Origin of the sequence: Chitinophaga rupis, assembly GCF_900109685.1 — a bacterium.
Taxonomy (GTDB): domain Bacteria; phylum Bacteroidota; class Bacteroidia; order Chitinophagales; family Chitinophagaceae; genus Chitinophaga; species Chitinophaga rupis.
The window spans coordinates 1,712,107-1,728,757 of record NZ_FOBB01000001.1 but is presented as its reverse complement, the minus strand read 5'-3'; the positions used below and the strand labels follow the sequence as shown (position 1 = coordinate 1,728,757).

The window sequence follows — 16,651 nt, the reverse complement described above, 5'->3', positions numbered from 1 at the left end:
TGATGATTAATTAGTAACCTGCACTTTGCTTCATGCTGCTGTTTGTGTTGATCTCATTGGCGGGAATAGGCCATACGTACGATTTGGCATCGCTCCACTTAATGTTACCACCTGCCATGGAAGTAGCGTAGTAAGCGGCTTCCCCGCTGCCAATGCGCCAGCGGCATACATCAAACCACCAATGGCCTTCATCAAACAGCTCTGCCCATCTTTCATAACGCAGGGGATTATTTGCCAGGTTAGCATCTGCTGCGGAGGTTTTATCAGTAAGGTTTTTATAATCCACGGGAGAGGCACCGCTTACCGGGTAACCGTAAGCCCTTCTTTTTACCTTGTTAATGTATTCCAGGGCGGTAGCATTGTCGCCGGTATTGGCGCTGGCTTCCGCATACAGCAGGTACACATCTGCTAAGCGCAACAGGTAATAGTTAGCTGCATCTGCAGCGGCCTGCCGGTTAAAGATGAGGTTATCGTAGGTTACGAATTTGCGCATGCTCCAGCCATTGTACACAGTTTTAAATTCCTCTTTCATGGCTATGTAACGGCATACCGGGCGCCAGGTAGCGCCGTCGTTACTGGCAGAATCTACCCAGGGCTGCAGTGCAGCAACATACAGGCGTGGATCTACTGTTTTGTTGGTACGCGCAGCCAGGGATTGCTGTTTATAGGCAGGGTCTATTACCTCTTTGGGATTCAGGTAGGTAGCGGGTTTGCCGGCATCAAAAGCAGGATTGCTGACTAATTTATAGATGCCCTGGTTAAAGCCAAAACGCTGCAGGTTCTTTTCATGGAAAAACTCATTACAGTAGCCCAAACCAATGCCGTTCTTCTCCGTTCCATCATTCCCCAGTATGCAGGGCGACCATATTAAACCCTGGCTGGTAGTAAGGTTATTATTAAAACTAAAAATGCCATAGCCGCCTAAAGAGTTACGGTCCACATTAATTTCAAAAATGGATTCTTCATTAAATTCATTGGCATCAATACCGTTAAATGCATCTTTATACTTGCTGAAAGGCATTAAGGACTTACCACTGTTGGTAATTACATCCAGCAAAATAGGTTTGGCGGCAGCCCAGTTCTGGTTAAACACATAGGCCTTACCCAGCAAGGCTTTGGCGGCCCATTCCGTAGCACGGCCGGTATTGGCCCCGGTCCATTGGGTGCCTTTTAATAAAGTGGCGGCCTGCTGCAGCTCAGTAGTAATAAAGTCCCATACTTCTTTGGTGCTGTTGCGAGGTACCTGCGTAGCATCCAGGGAGGCGGCCATGGTAGTGATCAGGGGCACGCCCATTTTATCACCACCCGCGCCGCCGGCACTGATATAACTTTCACCGAAAAAACATTCCAGGTAAAAGTAGTAGAGCGCACGCATGAAACGCGCTTCGCCACGCATCTGATCTATCTGCGGTTTTTCTGCAGGTGATGAATATTGCTGCTCATAAAAATCAGCGCGGTCTAAGAAGGTATTGGCATTTTTAATGCCGCGGTACAGCCCTATCCACAGATCGTTGGCGTAGCTGTTGCTGGTGCTCATGTTATTCAGTGTAAGCTCTGTCCAGGAAGCATCGCCGGGATAGGCAAGGTCCGTAACATGCTCACTTCCTGCAAAATCCTTACATAGCAAATTAAAGCCATGCAGCTCTGCTGAGCGAAGGTTGGCGTATGCGGGCACCAGCACTGCAAACAGGTTGGGCAGCGTGGTGGGATAGTTTAAGCTATTATACACATCCGTACGGGCTACTGTATCCGGATCTTTTTTACAACCGGTATAGAATAATATAGTAAGGAATGCTAACGAAAATATTTTCTTGTACATAATTGTCAGTTTCTGGTGAAGCAAAAGCATTGTTTTAGAAAGCCAGGTCCAGGCCTACGGAGTAGATACGGGCATGCGGGTACTGCCACACGGCATCAATACCGCGGGCGGTTACCGTGCCTGACAGCTCAGGATCAATGCCGGAATATTTGGTAATGGTGAACAGGTTATTGGCCATTACATAAATGCGGGCGGTTTTTATGCTGATCCTTCTCAACAGATCGTCTGAAAACGTGTAGCCCAATTGCAGGTTTTTCAGCTTCACATAATTGCCGCTTTCCACATAGTAGCTGCTGGATTTAGAATAGTTGCCATTAGGATCGTTATTATCTATCCGCGGCTGATCCGTTACCTGGTTACTGCCCAGGAAAGAGGCATTAAATACTTTGGAGGTGGTGTTCCCATCTGCAAAAGGGAAAGAGGCATACGCTTTTACACCATTGAAAATATCTACACCAGCAGCGCCATTGAATAACAGTGCCAGGTCAAAACCTTTCCAGTCCAGGCGAATATTGGCGCCATAAATGAACTTCGGGTTCGGGTTACCGATCACGGTGCGGTCCTTATCATTGATCACGCCATTACCATCCACGTCTGCAAATATCAGGTCACCGGGGCGGGCGCGGTTGCCCTCCTGCTGCGGGTGCTTGCTGATCTCATCTTCCGTTTTATAAATACCTTCTACCTTGTAGCCGTAGAACTGTCCAAAACCTAATCCTGCTTTAGTGATGGTAATAGGCTGGTTCACCATAATACCAAAGGATGCATTGCCATAGTTGTTATTACCATCCAGTATGGGATTGTTATTAATATTATCCAGGTTCAGCACCTTGTTATTATTAAAGGCGCCATTCGCACTTACGCTGTAATGGAAGTCGCCCACCTTGTCTTTATAGCCTAATACTATTTCCAGGCCACGGTTACGTACGGAACCTATGTTGGTATAAAAAGGCGTGGTAATACCAGAGCTTAACGGAATGGGCAAACCATACAGCATGTTCTTGGTGGTTTTGTTATACCACTCAATGGTGAAGAACATTTTACTGTCCAGCAGCTCAGCATCCAAACCGATGTTGCCTTCGTATACGCTTTCCCATTTCACATTGGGGTTGGAGAGGAACGTAGGCGTTACTCCAATAAAAGGCGCACCGCCGGGAGTAAAGTTCTGCGCATTCACCTGGTCGTAGGTGGAAAGGAATTTGTACGCGCCAATATTACTGTTGCCCAGCAAACCATAGCTGCCGCGCAGCTTCAGCTGGGATACTTTTGGCAGCATGGAGCGGAAGAAAGGTTCTTCGCTGATGCGCCACCCTGCGGAGCCGGAGGGGAAGGTACCATACTGGTTGCCGGTGCCAAATACCGTGAAGTTCCCATCGCGGCGAATGGTGCCGGACAAATAATAACGGCTGTTGAAATTATAGTTCAAGCGCGCAAAGGTGGATTTTATTAACCCGTTAGGGTCATAGCTGCCATTCACCGTGGCCTGCGAAGCAGAGGTTTGTATAAAGCTAAAGGAGTTGCCGCCTACTGAAGTTTGCGTGGCATACTGCGAGTTGTAGGTAGTTTTAAACTGCTCATAGCCGATCACTGCATTCAATGCATGCTTACCAAAAGCATGGTCAAACGATAAGGTGTAGTTTGACATAATAGTGGGCTGGTTCACATTAAACTTCTGCAGCTGGTTAATAGTGGTAGCTACCTGGCCAAAGTTGTAAGCATCCTGGAAGTAGCTCTGGTTCTCATTATAATAGGTATACCCAAAAGTAGTTCTGAAAGAGAGGTACAGGGGCAGCTGCACTTCTGCAAACACATTGCCCTGTAAATTGAACTTGTTGTTCAGGATATGCGCTGTTTCTATCTGCCCTACCAGGTTAGGCCCGCCGAAACCAATGGGCGATTTACCCCAGGGGCTTTTAGGATCGCGCGTATCATATACCGGCATAATAGGTATAGAGCGGAAAGGCGGGTTAATGGCCGTTACAATTTCCGGTTTGGTGCTGCGGCTCCATACATACAGCTGCTCGCCCAGCTTCACATATTTACCCAGCTTAAAATCCGTGTTCACACGGGCGCCGGATAAATAAGAGGAATTGTTACGGTAAATGCCGCTTTGGCCATTGTAGAAAGCAGATACATAATAGTTCACACCGGGCGTGTTACCGGATACGGAAAGGTTATAGTTCTCCTCTTTAGCATGGCCATACAGCTCCTTTACCCAGTTGGTATTGGGCAGGGTATCCACATCTATACCAGACAGGTAGTTGGGATCCAGCGTGCGTTTGAGCTTTACAAAATCATTGCGGTCCAGCAGGTCCAGCGTCATGGGAGTGGTTACGCCATAACGGGCGGAGAAATTGATGGTAGGCTTAGCCCCCTGTCCTTTTTTGGTGGTGATGATGATAACGCCGCCGGCAGCAGCAGAACCGTAAATGGCGGCAGCGCTGGCATCTTTGAGCACATCTACAGAAGCAATGTCCTGCATATTAATATTATCTCCTGACTGGCGCACACCATCCACGATGTATAATGGCGGTGCATTGTTCAGTGAGGATACGCCCCGTATAATAATACTGGCGGTAGCATCCGGCGCACCGGAGCTTTTAACTACTTCTACGCCTGCCATGCGGCCCTGTAAGGCTTCCTGTACATTGGTTACAGGCAGGCTTTTAATATCTTCTCCCCTGGCAGAGGCGATGGCGCCGGTAAGGTCTGCCCTTTTTTGTGTACCATAACCTACTACTACCACTGCATTCAGCAGGGTATTCTGTGGCTGCAGCCGGATGTTTAGCTCCCTGCCGGTGACAGGCACCTCGCGGGTTTCATACCCTACATAGGAAATGAGCAGGGTGGTAACACCGGCTGGCACAATGAAGCTGAATTTACCTGCCGGCCCTGTGGAGGTGCCCTGTTTGCCGCCCTTTACGGCAACCGTGGCCCCGGTTAGCCCCGTTCCTGTTTCATCGGTAACTGTTCCGGTAATAACCGTCTCCTGGGCATAGGTGTGATAGCATTGTAAAAGCATGAGCAAACACAAAAGGAACGTGGATAGCGATCTTGTTTTTGTCATAAACGAACGTTTGGTTGTAATTAGGGATTGATTGATCTTAAAATGGCCGGGATAATTGTCCGTGGTTTTGAACTACAGTTTTTCGGCTGTGGCTTACATGAAATGTTGGTATCAGTTTATTCCGGATCAAAGAAAGAGTGGTTGACGGGCGCCGTCAAATTATATGCGGGAAGTATAAGAAATACAGGGGAAATGCCGGGAGCAGCAATCTTTAATAAATTGGTATTAAAGGCATTACAATTACATTAATTAAATTAATATATGTTTATTTCAAAGGCAGGAACGGGGTCATTTCCGGAGGATTACACTGCTTTTATTTCCATTACCCGCTTCTCAAATTCCTCATTGGGTACAATGGATTTGTTCTTGATCTTGGTTTTATAGGTGGTAATAGTGTTCACAGAATACTGCAGGATGTGCGCTATTTTTTCACTGTCGTGGATGCCCATGCGGATGAGGGCAAAGATCCGCAGATCAGTATTCAGCAGCTCCCCCTCCTTTAATAAGAGCTGATCCTCCTCCCGGAACATACTATTAAATACCGTTACAAAGTTGGGGAACAGCTTTAAAAAGGCATGGTCAAAATTGCTGATCAGCTCTTCCTTTTCCTTGCGCAGGTTTATTTTGGCAATGAGGGTTTTAACGTCGTCCAGCTTACGGTCGGCCACCTTTTGCTCCAGGGACCTTTTCAGCTTTTCTATTTTATCATAGAACTCCGCGTTAAAGTTAAAGAAGTAGCCAATGTACTTTTCCTTGATCTTATTGGCATCTTCCAGGCGGGCATTGGTTTCTGCCAGCTGCCGGTTTATTTCCAGCTCATTTACATGGGCGCGGGTTATGATCTTTTGCGCGGCTTTCAGCTTTTTTACCTGCTGCCATACAATTACCGCCAGCCCAATGATCAGCAACAGCAGCAGCGTTACTGTGGCAGCGTAAAATAGCAGCTTTCTTTTCTGGCTTTCTACCATGCTTAATTTCTGCGCTTCAATAAAAGGCAGTATGGTGCTTACCTGTACCTTGCGCTGCCGGGCGCCGTAAAACTCCGCATCGGCTACGGCCTGGTTAATACACAAGGAGGCGTTCTTTACATCGCCCTTTTTATATAGGAGGCTGGCCAGGTTAAAGGCGGCTGAAGTTTCCTTGGTGGAAGATTGTATATCTGCAATTACTGCAGTGGCCAACAGCTGTATGGCTTTATCTGTTTCCCCGTTGCGGATGTACAGATCACTGAGGGTAGAGGTGGTTACCGCTACCTGGTGTTGCGTAAGGGAAGGATCGTTCAGCAGCTGTGTAAGCATTTCAGAGGCCCGCTCCTTATTACCTGCCTTTAGCTCTTTTAAGCCCCGGTAATAGCTGGCCTGGTAAGTATTGGCTGGCAACAGCGCCAGGGCAGAATCCATGTACCGGCTGCCCTGTACATTATAAATGGGTGTATGGTACTGGTCATTATCAAAATCGCCCAGGTCATAATAATAGCGGCCCAGCAATGCATAATATTCCGCCTTGCTGCTATCCGGCAGCCATTGGGTATGTATGCCGGCCAAAGAATCATACGCTTCTTTATACATGCCGGACGATAACAGGGAAAATGCCAGCTTTATGCGCGCATACATAATACGCCCGGTATCCTTCAGCAGCAAAGCCGTTTCTCCTAATTTACGTGCATAGTGGTAAGAGGAATCGTATTGAAAAAGGCGGTACTCCTCATACAGCAGCGTATATACATCAAATTGTTTGGAGAAGTCGCCCGGCATTACCTGCACCAAAGTTTTCTTCAGGCTGTCAATTTTGTGCTGACGCTGCGCATCATAAACCGGTACATTGCTAATAGCATTGCTTAACTGTGCCAGCTGCTGCGCCTGGCCATCCTGGCCAGATCCATGGTAAGGTATTAATAACAATAAATAAAAGAGGATAGCGGAAAAACAGTGGCAAGTGGAATTGGGCAGCATATCAGTGAATTAATAGCGTGTCCCGACAAATATAGGGAAATAAAGAAAGAGGCCGCCTCCTATGCCTGCAAAGACAGGAGACGCCTCTTTCTAAAAGTTGATCCTAACAGCGGAATCCTATTTTAACACCTAGAATTGAAAATATATAAATGCGCTGCTGCTTTCCTGGCTCAGTATCAGCAGAATAAGCATGGCCGACCATACGGTACCGGTTATCCACCAGGGCAGCTTGTAAGCCGCATCAATCACTTTGGTATTGCGTAATACCCAGTGCAGGATGAGCATACCGGTAATTACCACTACAATTTTTGCAATAGCCAGGCTGGTAAGCAAGGGCATTGCACCCTGCGCCATACCCGCCATAGCGCCCAATATTTTACCTGCGCCGGCAAAAGTGGTGGCACGGAAAAATACCCAGGTAATATTGATCAGGAAAAAGGTGAGCAATGCATAAAAAATACCGGGAAATGTTTTGGTTGCAGGCGTCTGCGGATTGCGTACCAGCGGCTGCGCAATCAGCTTGTTTTTCTTTCTGTCCTCAAAAAATTTCTCTATCCACAGGTACAGCCCATGCAAACCGCCCCAGGCCACAAAGGTCCAGCTGGCGCCATGCCACAGCCCACCCAGCAACATGGTGATCATGAGGTTAATATAGGTGCGGAACTTTCCTTTGCGGTTACCGCCTAAAGGAATGTATAAATAATCCCGTAACCAGGCCGACAGTGTAATGTGCCAGCGCCGCCAGAAATCAGAAAAGCCAATGGCTGCATATGGTGTCTGGAAATTTTGCGGCAGGGTAAAGCCCAGGCTCAAAGCAGCTCCCATAGCGCAAATAGAGTAGCCGGCAAAGTCAAAGAATATTTGCCCGGTAAAAGCCAGCACCCCCATCCAGGCATCCAGGCTAGTGAGCGCTTTAGTGGTATTAAATACTGCATCGGCCGATGCTGCCAGCATCCCATCTGCCAGCACCACTTTCATAAACAGGCCCAGTGATACCAGGAACATCCCATCCAGCAGCTGCTTACGTGTAGCCGTACGCGGTGTTTCAAACTGCGCTGCCAGCTGCGGCGGGCGTACAATAGGCCCGGCCACCAGGTGCGGAAAAAAAGTTACGAACAGGGAGAAGTCCAGCAAGGTAGGAATAGGCTTGCTCTCCTTTTTGTACATATCTATAGTATAACACAGCGTGGTAAATGTATAGAACGAGATACCTGCCGGCAGAATAATATTAGGTTTGGGCGGATGGTAGTTAAAGCCTATCGCATTTACCAGGTCCACAAAATTTTCCATCAAAAAGCCACCGTACTTAAAAAAGCATAACATGCCCAGGTTGCCGATGAGGCTTATTACCAGCAGTACGCGCCGCTTATGAATATTGTTTTGCGTATATAACGCCTTTCCCACAAAGTAGTCCACTAATGTAGATAACCACAGCAGCAGGATGAAGGGAGGATTCCAGGCTGCGTAAAAAATATAGCTGGCAAGCAGCAGGTTAATTTTTTTTGTTTTCCAGCTAAAAGGCAGGTTGTGAAGTACAAGCACAATGGCAAAAAAAACGATGAACGTGTATGAATTGAAAACCATGACAGGTGATTTGTTGCAGTGATGAGATTAATGTTTTACAAATGATGCCGGTAGCAGCGTGATCAACGCTTTTGTAAAGGCCCGTGCATCCTGGGGTTTAAGGTGCGACCACTCCGGGCATATAAAATGCCGGGTGCTTTCATAATCCATGAAGTGAATACCCTGGCATTGGGTGCTGGCCAGTAAGGCATTCCATAATTTTTCCCGGGGAAAAGCTTTTTGCTCTATATCCCAGAACATACCGGAGGAAGGCGTGCGTACAAATACTACCTGGCCGCCGCGCGCTCTTATTTTGTTTACTGCAATGGTTACAGACTTCAGCACATCAGGCACCATGTTAGGCGGCGGGGGCGGCGCATGTGCAGCCATGTTCAGGAAACCAGCCCATATATTCTGTACCGCGTGCTGCTGTGCTGTATCGCGTACAAAACGGTCGTCCATATAGGTTTGGCGGTCGGAACTTACTTTATAAAAGTCAGGCGGGAATGGTATGTTATCCATTGATACTACGCCCGGGCGCGGAGGAACAGGCAGCCTGCTGAGCTGCGCATTCAGCGAAAGAAAACGTTTGTCCAGGAACACCAGCTGTGATTCCAGTACATGGTTCAGGTAATAACCTGCTTTTTGCGCAGGCGTTTCTAACTTGTAATAGCTCACATTCCCGGCGGGCTCCTTATTGTACTCCGGCATGCTGGAAAAGAACAGGGGTTCTGTTACATCTACCACCAGCCTGCCGTGAAAGCCCGGATCGTCTGCCAGGTCCAGCAATACCGGCACCGGCGAGTTACCTTCAATAGAAAGCTGCACCGCATCCCTGCCGGTCAGCTTTTTCCAGGTGGGAATATCCAGGTCATACTTGATCCTGGAAGAGCCAATAAATACGGTAGCTGCCTGCGGCGACTTGTACACCTGCGCCCTTTGCGCAGACCATTGCGGGGCCGCATCATCATAAGAAAGGGTGAACCCGCTTGCGCGCAAATAGATCTCCCAGCTGCTGATGACAATTACTACCAGGATGACCATGAACAGTGCTGGCCGTGCTAAATTCTTAGTTGTCATTTTTAGGCGTTAACTTTTAAAACATTTTGAAATGATGAATTTTTATATCGCACTGTACACGTAAGTAAAATAGAATTGGTTGCCTTTCCTTTTGGAGCTTAACAGTAATTACGTAGAAATACGGGGTTACATTCAGGGCAGACAATTAATTCTATAATCCTTTACAGTAAAGCATTCCATTCCTTTTATTCATATAGATACCTGAGGCCATTGCTTTCTTGTGCGATCAAATATTGCGCTGCAAATGTACAAGCAGTAATACGCGCAAAACCCCGTAGTAACCCGTATATTTGTATATCAGCATTAACTCATATGCGCCTCCATACTTACATACCAGGCATCCGTTTACAACCGTTCATTAAGAACTTCCTGATCATTGAAAGCGATCATGAAGTAGTAAATAAGATCTTGCCGGATACTGCGGTGGTAATGGCCTTCCGTTTCAGGGGCCAGGTACAGCATAGTATGAGCAGCGGTAGCGGCATTACCCCGGCTACCTGTATATCCGGCATGCGAAAAACCGCCCGGTTGATCAGCTATACTCCTAATACTGCCACGCTGATCGTAACCTTCAGATCAGCCGGCGCAGCTGCTTTTTTTAAAGCGCCTTTACACGAATTTTTTGAACAAAGCATCCCGCTGGATGCCCTGGTAAGCCAACAACAGCTGGATAGTATCACTGAACAATTATCCGCTGCTGCCAGCCATCCGCAACGGATCCGCATTATAGAACGCTGGTTATTATCAGCTGTACAAACATATGAGCCAGATCCCCGCATACAGGCTGCCGTGCAGCAGCTTACCCTGCAGAACATTAAGATCAGGGATCTCTCCTACCAGCTAAACATCAGCCAGGATGCGCTGGAAAAACGTTTCCGCCAGCAGGTTGGCGCTACGCCCAAACAATTTGCCAACATTGTGCGGTTAAGGAAACTCATTACCCAATACACTCCCAACCAAACATTAACAGCCTTGGCTTATGATGCCGGCTATTTTGACCAGGCACATTTTATCAAAGACTTCAAAGCCTTTACCGGGCAAGCCCCACAGGACTTTTTTAAATCGCCCGCTTTCTGCTAGATCAATGATTTTTTACAATGCACCGGCACCGTGCCGGGATAATTTTGCCTTGTAAAAAATAGCAAGATGAAAGAATATGTTTTGATCTTACACATGCGCACCAGCTTGCAAACAGTCGAAGAATTAAATAACCTGCGTAAAAAATGGGGCGCTGTTATTCCTGCATGGAGGAAACAGGGCATTTATGTAAGCAGTAATATCCTGTTCCAGAAAGGCGCTGTGTTATCCGGTATAGAACGCAGTATTGAAACCGGTGCAATAGAGCGGGATGGTTTAATGGTAGGCGGTACTGTTAATATTATGGCAGCCAGCCTGGAAGCGGCCGTGGAGCTGGCCAAAGCGTGCCCGCCACTGGACCTGGGCGGCAGAGTGGAAGTGCGGGAGCTGCAGCCGCGGCCTGGCACAAACAATAACTAGCCGGTGTATGTTCTGAGTGTGCTGAAAAGTGTTGCCGGCTAAGAACAGAGAATGGCAGATCAACCGGTAATGTCTTACTTTGAAATTTGATGAGTGGAGGAATAAGCTGTTATTTATACATTATTATTGCAAAACAGATCCTGATTTTCCCAACTTTCAAAAAACTTCAAATGAAATTTTCAGCCATTTTATGCCTTCTCATAATATTCGCTTGTGGATGCAATCACAACAACCTGCAGACGAAACTTTTAAGTGAACAAAAATTACTTAAGGATAGCGCCAATAATATAAATGAAAGAATGCCTGGCTGTAACGACAGCGCAAACGCAGGAAAGTTGCAGCTTGAAGCCGTTCATGGCCGGTTGATTGCTATACAATCGTCAATTGACAGTCTTGCGAACGTGAGATAATAGTATAAAATTTCAACCGGGACGCTACCGGCCAATCCTGCGGTTGCTATTGCTGATTTATTTTTTTATTTTTAGCAACAAGCTCCACACCGTAGATACGGTTTAAACTGATACAGGATGGACCACTCCAGGAGAGATTTTCTAAAAACAGCCGGCTGCCTGACCATTGGATTTTCTTTAACCCAATTACCCTTTGCAGGCGCAGCCCTGCCCTTGCAGGAATTACCGGGCAATCTTAAAGAATATTCCAACATAGATGCCTGGCTGGAAGTGCTGGCAAATGGCAGCGTACGTGTATTTACCGGCAAGCTGGAGCTGGGCCAGGGCATACGCACCGCGGTAGCACAGGTTGCGGCCGAGGAGCTGGAGCTGCCCATGGAAAAAGTAACCGTAGCCCTGGCGGAAACAGAAGTTACCCCCAATGAAAATTATACAGCAGGGAGCACCTCTATTGAAACCAGCGCCATGTCGGTACGGTATGCTGCGGCAGCAGCACGGGAACGGCTGCTGGAGCTGGCCGGCGCACAATTAAACTTAGCACCGGAACAACTGCACCTGGATAACGGTAAGGCCACTACGAAAAATGGAGATCGCTCTGTTAGTTTTGCGCAGATACTGGATGGCCATAAGCTGAGCGGTGAAATAAAACCTGGTGTTAAGCTAAAACCTAAAAAAGATTATACCACCTCCGGCACGCCTGTGCACCGGGATGATGTGCCGCAAATGGTTAAAGGCGCGCCTGTGTATGTGCAGGACCTGCATTTCCCCGGTATGGTGCATGCGCGCATAGTGCGGCCCCCGGCCTATGATGCGCAGCTGCAGCATTATAATGAGCAGGCGGTAAAAGCAAAAGTACCCGGCCTGCTGAAAGTAGTGGCCAACGGCAGCTTCCTGGGCGTAATAGCTACCCGCGAGTATGATGCCGTACAGGCGCAACAATTATTATCGCAGCACACTGAATGGAGCAAAGGCACTCCCCTAGCCGGCAGCCATAATTTAGCGGAGCACCTGGCTTCCCTGCCGGTAAAATCCGAAACGGTGCGGGAGAAAGGCCAGGCAATAAGCAGCCCTACCCTGCAGGCCCGTTATTTTAAACCTTACATTATGCACGGCGCTACCGGGCCCTCCTGCGCGGTAGCGTTGTATAATGAGCAGCAACAGCTGCAGGTGTGGACGCACAGCCAGGGCGTGTATCCCTTGCGGGAGGCGCTGCAGCAGCTATTACAGCTACCGGCGGAACGTATTCATGTAAAAGGCGTTCCGGGCTCCGGCTGTTACGGGCATAACGGGGCCGATGATGTAGCGGCAGAAGCAGCGCTGCTGGCCATGGCACTACCGGGCAAGCCTATACGCCTGCAATGGAGCCGGCAGGATGAACATGGCTGGGAGCCTTATGGCAGCGCCATGCTCATGGACCTGGCAGCTACACTGGACGATAAAGGGAAAATCACACACTGGCAATATGCACTGCGCTCAGACACTCACGGCGCCCGCCCGGGCGGCCAGGCAGCCAATTTATTGCCGGGCCGTTACATTGCCAAACCGTTTAAGCCGGAAGGCGGCGGTTATGCCGGCGGCGCCCGCCGTAACTCAGAACCGTATTATAATATTCCCAACCAGCAAATCGTAGCACATGCCTTCCAGGGGCCGCTGCGCACCTCATCCCTGCGCAGCCTGGGCGCTTTTGCCAATGTTTTTGCCATTGAATGTTTTATAGATGAGCTGGCGGAAAAAGCGCAGCAGGATGCTTTTGCCTTCCGGCTGGCACACCTGGACGATGAAAGGGCCATTGCAGTGCTGCAGAAATTAAAGACCATGCTGCCGCCGGCGCCTGCTGCCAGCGGAACAGCGGTGGGTATTGCCTTTGCGCGGTATAAAAACTCCGGCGCCTACTGCGCGGTGGCGGCACAGGTGCACATTAAATCAGACTATAGTATACAGGTACAAAAAATGTGGGCGGTAGTAGATGCCGGTGAGATCATTAACCCTGATGGCGTAAAGAACCAGACAGAAGGCGGCATGGTGCAGGCTTGCAGCTGGACCATACGCGAGCAGGTTACCTTTGATGAACAGCATGTAACCAGCAGGGACTGGATCTCTTATCCCATTCTTAGCATTAAACAATCGCCCGAAGTAGAAGTGGCGCTGATACCACGCCCGGATGCCGAACCATTGGGCGCAGGCGAAGCCGTACAGGGTCCCTCCGGCGCGGCCATTGTCAATGCCGTGTACCGCGCCAGCGGCAAGCGCATACGGCACCTGCCTATATTACCGGAGAAGCTGAAGGGTTAACGCTAACGGTTATACGGCTACTACTTCCTTATTGTATTTATTGCGGTATTCCATGGGCGAAAGACCGGTGACTTTACGAAAAATAGTGCGGAAAGCCTTTACATCCGCATAGCCCACATCATACATCACTTCATTAATATTCTTACGGCTGGTTTCAAAGCTCTTCTTTGCAGCCTCGATCTTTACCCGTTGTATATATTCTGAAACGGTGTTGCTGGTGGCTTTCTTAAAGCGGCGTTCCAGGCTGCGGCGGCCCATAGCAAAGGCGCTGGCCAGCTGATCTACCGTGATCCTTTCCTGGAAATTCTTTTCTATAAACTCCTGCGCATTTTTCACCGCTTCATCTTCATGGGTTTTTTGTCCCTGGAAAATAATAAAGGGCGATTGGCTGTGCCGGTCTATATCAATCATAAATGCTTTAGAGATAAAGATGGCGGTATCACGATCCGTATATTTTTCGATCATGTACACCAGCAGGTTCAGGTAAGAGTAAGCGCCGCCGCTGGTATAAATACCATCTTCTTCAGTAATGATCTTGTTATCCACCAGGTCCACATCCGGGAACATCTGGCGGAACTCATTGGCAAAACGCCAGTGTGTGGCGCAGCGTTTTCCGCTCATTAAGCCGGTGCCGGCCAGGAAAAAAGAGCCGATACAAAATGCGGCGATCTCCGCCCCACCCCTGTATTGCTCAATGATCCAGGGAATTAATTCCCTGTTATGCTCCATGCATATTTTCTGATCGCCATGCAGGGCAGGTATAATGATCAGGTCTGTTTTAGCAATGTCTGTTATCAATACATCCGGGTTTACAGTGTAGGTACCGTTACGCTGGGAAGTATCTTTTTCAAGCCCTACCAATTGTATGTTAAATACAGGATCCTCTCCCCTGTATTCCTGGAAGTTGTTCACTTCCGACAGCACCTGGTGGGTACCTTCAATGTTGCTTAAGCTGGTATGTCCGCGTGGAACAAGGATGGATACGTGTTTCATAACTAACAGTAAAAAGTTGTAACGGTTTAGGCTTCTAATACAATGGCTTCTCTGTTATATTTATTCCGGTACTCAATAGGCGTTAGTCCTGTAATTTTCCGGAAAATGGTCCTGAATGCTTTTACATCGGCATAACCTACATCGTACATTACTTCATTGATGTTCTTGCGGCTGGTCTCAAAGCTTTTTTTGGCAGCTTCTACCTTTACCCGCTGCATATATTCTACTACAGTATTGGATGTGGCCTTTTTGAACCGGCGTTCAAAGTTCCTTCGTCCAAGATATAACATAGACGCTAATTCATCTACAGTAATTTTATCTTGAAAATTTTGTTCTATAAACTCCTGTGCTTTTTTGATCAGCTCATCTTCATGTTCCTTCTGCCCTTTAAAAATTATAAAAGGCGACTGGCTTTGCCGTTCAATGTCTATCTGGAATGCCTTGGAGCAAAATACCGCTACATCGCGCCCTGCATATTTACCAATAAGGTGTAAGATCAGGTTCAGGTAAGAAAAGGCGCCACCGCTGGTGTACAGGCCGTTTTCGTCGGTAATGATCTTATCTTCCACCAGGTTCACTCCCGGGAACATTTGCCGGAAAGCATTGGCTGCCATCCAGTGCGTAGCGCAGTTCTTACCCTGCAGCAGGCCGGTGGAGGCTAACAGGAAAGCCCCTACACAAAGGCTGGCTACTTCGGCCCCGCGTTTATATTGCTGCACGATCCAGGGTATAAATGCCTTATTATTTTCCAGGTTCTTTTGCATATCGCCATCCAGCGCGGGAATGATCACCAGGTCTGTGCTGACAACCTCTGATATAGGGGTGGCGCTTACCTGGTAAATGCCATTATATACCGGGGGTACAGGCCCCTGCGATACCAGCTGCACTTTAAACCGGGGTACATTCCCCATGCTTTCTAAAAAGGCATTTACTTCTGTAAATACCTGGCGCGGACCTTCAATGCTGCCTAATATAGCCCCTTCGGGAACAAGAATGGATATGTGTTTCATGCTATAAAATTAGAAAGGCGCGCTGTCACAATCCGCCCGCATACGTGGCGTTTTTAGCCCCTGTTGGGATGGGCACTTGTCCTAAAAAGGTATGTAGCGGGGTAGCTAGCTACCTGCAATGCAGATATCCGATTGGAATTTAATGAATTGTGCGGGAGTCAGGTCCAGGAAATGTTTGAAGTCGTGTATCAGGTGGCTTTGGTCATAGTACCCGCATTGGTAAATGATCTCAAACCAATCTACGGCGCCCCTGCGTTCAAAGAGCTGCAGCGCCAATGCAGCGGCCTGCTGAAAACGTTGGTACCGGCTCATTTCCTTAGCGCTGTAGCCTAAGTACTTTTTATAGTTCAGCTGTATGTTGCGTTCCGTTTGTCCTTTTTTACCGGCAATGGTTTTTACAGGGCTCAATACATCCGTGGGGCTATTATTGTCAATGAGCGCTTCTGAAGCTGCTTCCCGCTGGCGCAAATACGCCCCGGCAAAGTCCAGCACCTTTTCTATGCGCTGCTCCATTTGCGGCAGGGCTTTTAATGCTTCCCACAGCCCGGCAAAACAATGCTTTTGCTGCAGCAATGCATCCGGGTGCTGCAAATCATCGTGATACGGCTGTAAGGCCGTACCAAAGAAACGGTAGAATGCATCCCATTTAAAATTAGCTACCAGCATTTCACTGCCGGCCGGCAGCTCATATTCAAAGGCTTTTTTCAACGGACCTAATACTACGGTTTTGCCAACGGTTAGTATTTTATCATCCCCATCCGGGTATAACAGGATGGGGCCTCCGAAATTAAATACCAGGATGGTCTGGAAAGTAGGCAGCAGCTTCTTGCGCACCGGTACCTGCTGCTTATTCAGCGCATAATAAAAAGGATCAAATACCTCGTCCCATTCCGGGGCTACCGGTATCCGCTCACTGATATAACCGTTTGCTGAAGCTGCATTTTCCATTGATCGCTAAAATACGCATA

Annotated in this window: 11 protein-coding genes; 3 read left to right on the top strand and 8 right to left on the bottom strand. The window is 48.2% G+C overall.

Annotated features, from left to right (window positions below):
* Positions 1-10: 10 nt before the first annotated feature.
* The 5 genes from BMZ54_RS07015 to BMZ54_RS06990 form a co-directional block, all read right to left on the bottom strand.
* On the bottom strand, positions 11-1,819 hold the full coding sequence (locus BMZ54_RS07015) for a RagB/SusD family nutrient uptake outer membrane protein (protein WP_089907996.1): 1,809 nt from the start codon (positions 1,817-1,819) through the stop codon (positions 11-13).
* Positions 1,820-1,853: 34 nt separating this feature from the next.
* Positions 1,854-4,886 (bottom strand): SusC/RagA family TonB-linked outer membrane protein, encoded by a 3,033-nt coding sequence (locus BMZ54_RS07010; protein WP_089907993.1) that lies wholly within the window; start codon positions 4,884-4,886, stop codon positions 1,854-1,856.
* Between the two features lie 302 nt (positions 4,887-5,188).
* Positions 5,189-6,838 (bottom strand): DUF6377 domain-containing protein, encoded by a 1,650-nt coding sequence (locus tag BMZ54_RS07000; protein WP_089907987.1) that lies wholly within the window; start codon positions 6,836-6,838, stop codon positions 5,189-5,191.
* Between the two features lie 129 nt (positions 6,839-6,967).
* Positions 6,968-8,422 (bottom strand): MBOAT family O-acyltransferase, encoded by a 1,455-nt coding sequence (locus BMZ54_RS06995; protein ID WP_089907984.1) that lies wholly within the window; start codon positions 8,420-8,422, stop codon positions 6,968-6,970.
* Between the two features lie 27 nt (positions 8,423-8,449).
* A complete protein-coding gene (locus BMZ54_RS06990; protein ID WP_089907981.1) occupies positions 8,450-9,481 on the bottom strand; it encodes a hypothetical protein in 1,032 nt (343 codons plus the stop codon).
* Between the two features lie 312 nt (positions 9,482-9,793).
* Between BMZ54_RS06990 and BMZ54_RS06985 the strand changes: the two genes are divergently transcribed.
* The 3 genes from BMZ54_RS06985 to BMZ54_RS06970 all read left to right on the top strand — a co-directional run bounded on the left by BMZ54_RS06985 (position 9,794) and on the right by BMZ54_RS06970 (position 13,680).
* Positions 9,794-10,561: a helix-turn-helix domain-containing protein gene (locus tag BMZ54_RS06985; RefSeq protein ID WP_089907978.1), complete on the top strand. Its 768-nt coding sequence runs from the start codon at positions 9,794-9,796 to the stop codon at positions 10,559-10,561.
* Between the two features lie 66 nt (positions 10,562-10,627).
* Complete coding sequence (locus tag BMZ54_RS06980; RefSeq protein WP_089907975.1) at positions 10,628-10,978, top strand: YciI family protein; 351 nt, start codon at positions 10,628-10,630, stop codon at positions 10,976-10,978.
* 527 nt (positions 10,979-11,505) lie between these two features.
* Complete coding sequence (locus BMZ54_RS06970; protein WP_089907969.1) at positions 11,506-13,680, top strand: xanthine dehydrogenase family protein molybdopterin-binding subunit; 2,175 nt, start codon at positions 11,506-11,508, stop codon at positions 13,678-13,680.
* Between the two features lie 9 nt (positions 13,681-13,689).
* Here the strand turns inward: BMZ54_RS06970 and BMZ54_RS06965 are convergent, their stop codons facing one another.
* The 3 genes from BMZ54_RS06965 to BMZ54_RS06955 form a co-directional block, all read right to left on the bottom strand.
* On the bottom strand, positions 13,690-14,673 hold the full coding sequence (locus BMZ54_RS06965) for a GlxA family transcriptional regulator (protein ID WP_089907966.1): 984 nt from the start codon (positions 14,671-14,673) through the stop codon (positions 13,690-13,692).
* A 26-nt stretch (positions 14,674-14,699) separates the two neighbouring features.
* Positions 14,700-15,683: a GlxA family transcriptional regulator gene (locus tag BMZ54_RS06960; RefSeq protein ID WP_089907963.1), complete on the bottom strand. Its 984-nt coding sequence runs from the start codon at positions 15,681-15,683 to the stop codon at positions 14,700-14,702.
* A 105-nt stretch (positions 15,684-15,788) separates the two neighbouring features.
* The gene (locus BMZ54_RS06955; RefSeq protein ID WP_089907960.1) at positions 15,789-16,631 is read right to left on the bottom strand and encodes a helix-turn-helix domain-containing protein; all 843 of its coding nucleotides are present in this window, start codon (positions 16,629-16,631) and stop codon (positions 15,789-15,791) included.
* Positions 16,632-16,651: the final 20 nt, after the last annotated feature.

Bases quoted from the DNA above. Each gene is read 5' to 3' on its own strand.
- BMZ54_RS06980 (WP_089907975.1), top strand. From the start codon at position 10,628: ATGAAAGAATATGTTTTGATCTTACACATGCGCACCAGCTTGCAAACA.
- BMZ54_RS07000 (WP_089907987.1), bottom strand. From the start codon at position 6,838: ATGCTGCCCAATTCCACTTGCCACTGTTTTTCCGCTATCCTCTTTTAT.
- BMZ54_RS07015 (WP_089907996.1), bottom strand. From the start codon at position 1,819: ATGTACAAGAAAATATTTTCGTTAGCATTCCTTACTATATTATTCTAT.
- BMZ54_RS06960 (WP_089907963.1), bottom strand. From the start codon at position 15,683: ATGAAACACATATCCATTCTTGTTCCCGAAGGGGCTATATTAGGCAGC.
- BMZ54_RS06955 (WP_089907960.1), bottom strand. From the start codon at position 16,631: ATGGAAAATGCAGCTTCAGCAAACGGTTATATCAGTGAGCGGATACCG.
- BMZ54_RS07010 (WP_089907993.1), bottom strand. From the start codon at position 4,886: ATGACAAAAACAAGATCGCTATCCACGTTCCTTTTGTGTTTGCTCATG.
- BMZ54_RS06970 (WP_089907969.1), top strand. From the start codon at position 11,506: ATGGACCACTCCAGGAGAGATTTTCTAAAAACAGCCGGCTGCCTGACC.
- BMZ54_RS06965 (WP_089907966.1), bottom strand. From the start codon at position 14,673: ATGAAACACGTATCCATCCTTGTTCCACGCGGACATACCAGCTTAAGC.
- BMZ54_RS06985 (WP_089907978.1), top strand. From the start codon at position 9,794: ATGCGCCTCCATACTTACATACCAGGCATCCGTTTACAACCGTTCATT.
- BMZ54_RS06995 (WP_089907984.1), bottom strand. From the start codon at position 8,422: ATGGTTTTCAATTCATACACGTTCATCGTTTTTTTTGCCATTGTGCTT.
- BMZ54_RS06990 (WP_089907981.1), bottom strand. From the start codon at position 9,481: ATGACAACTAAGAATTTAGCACGGCCAGCACTGTTCATGGTCATCCTG.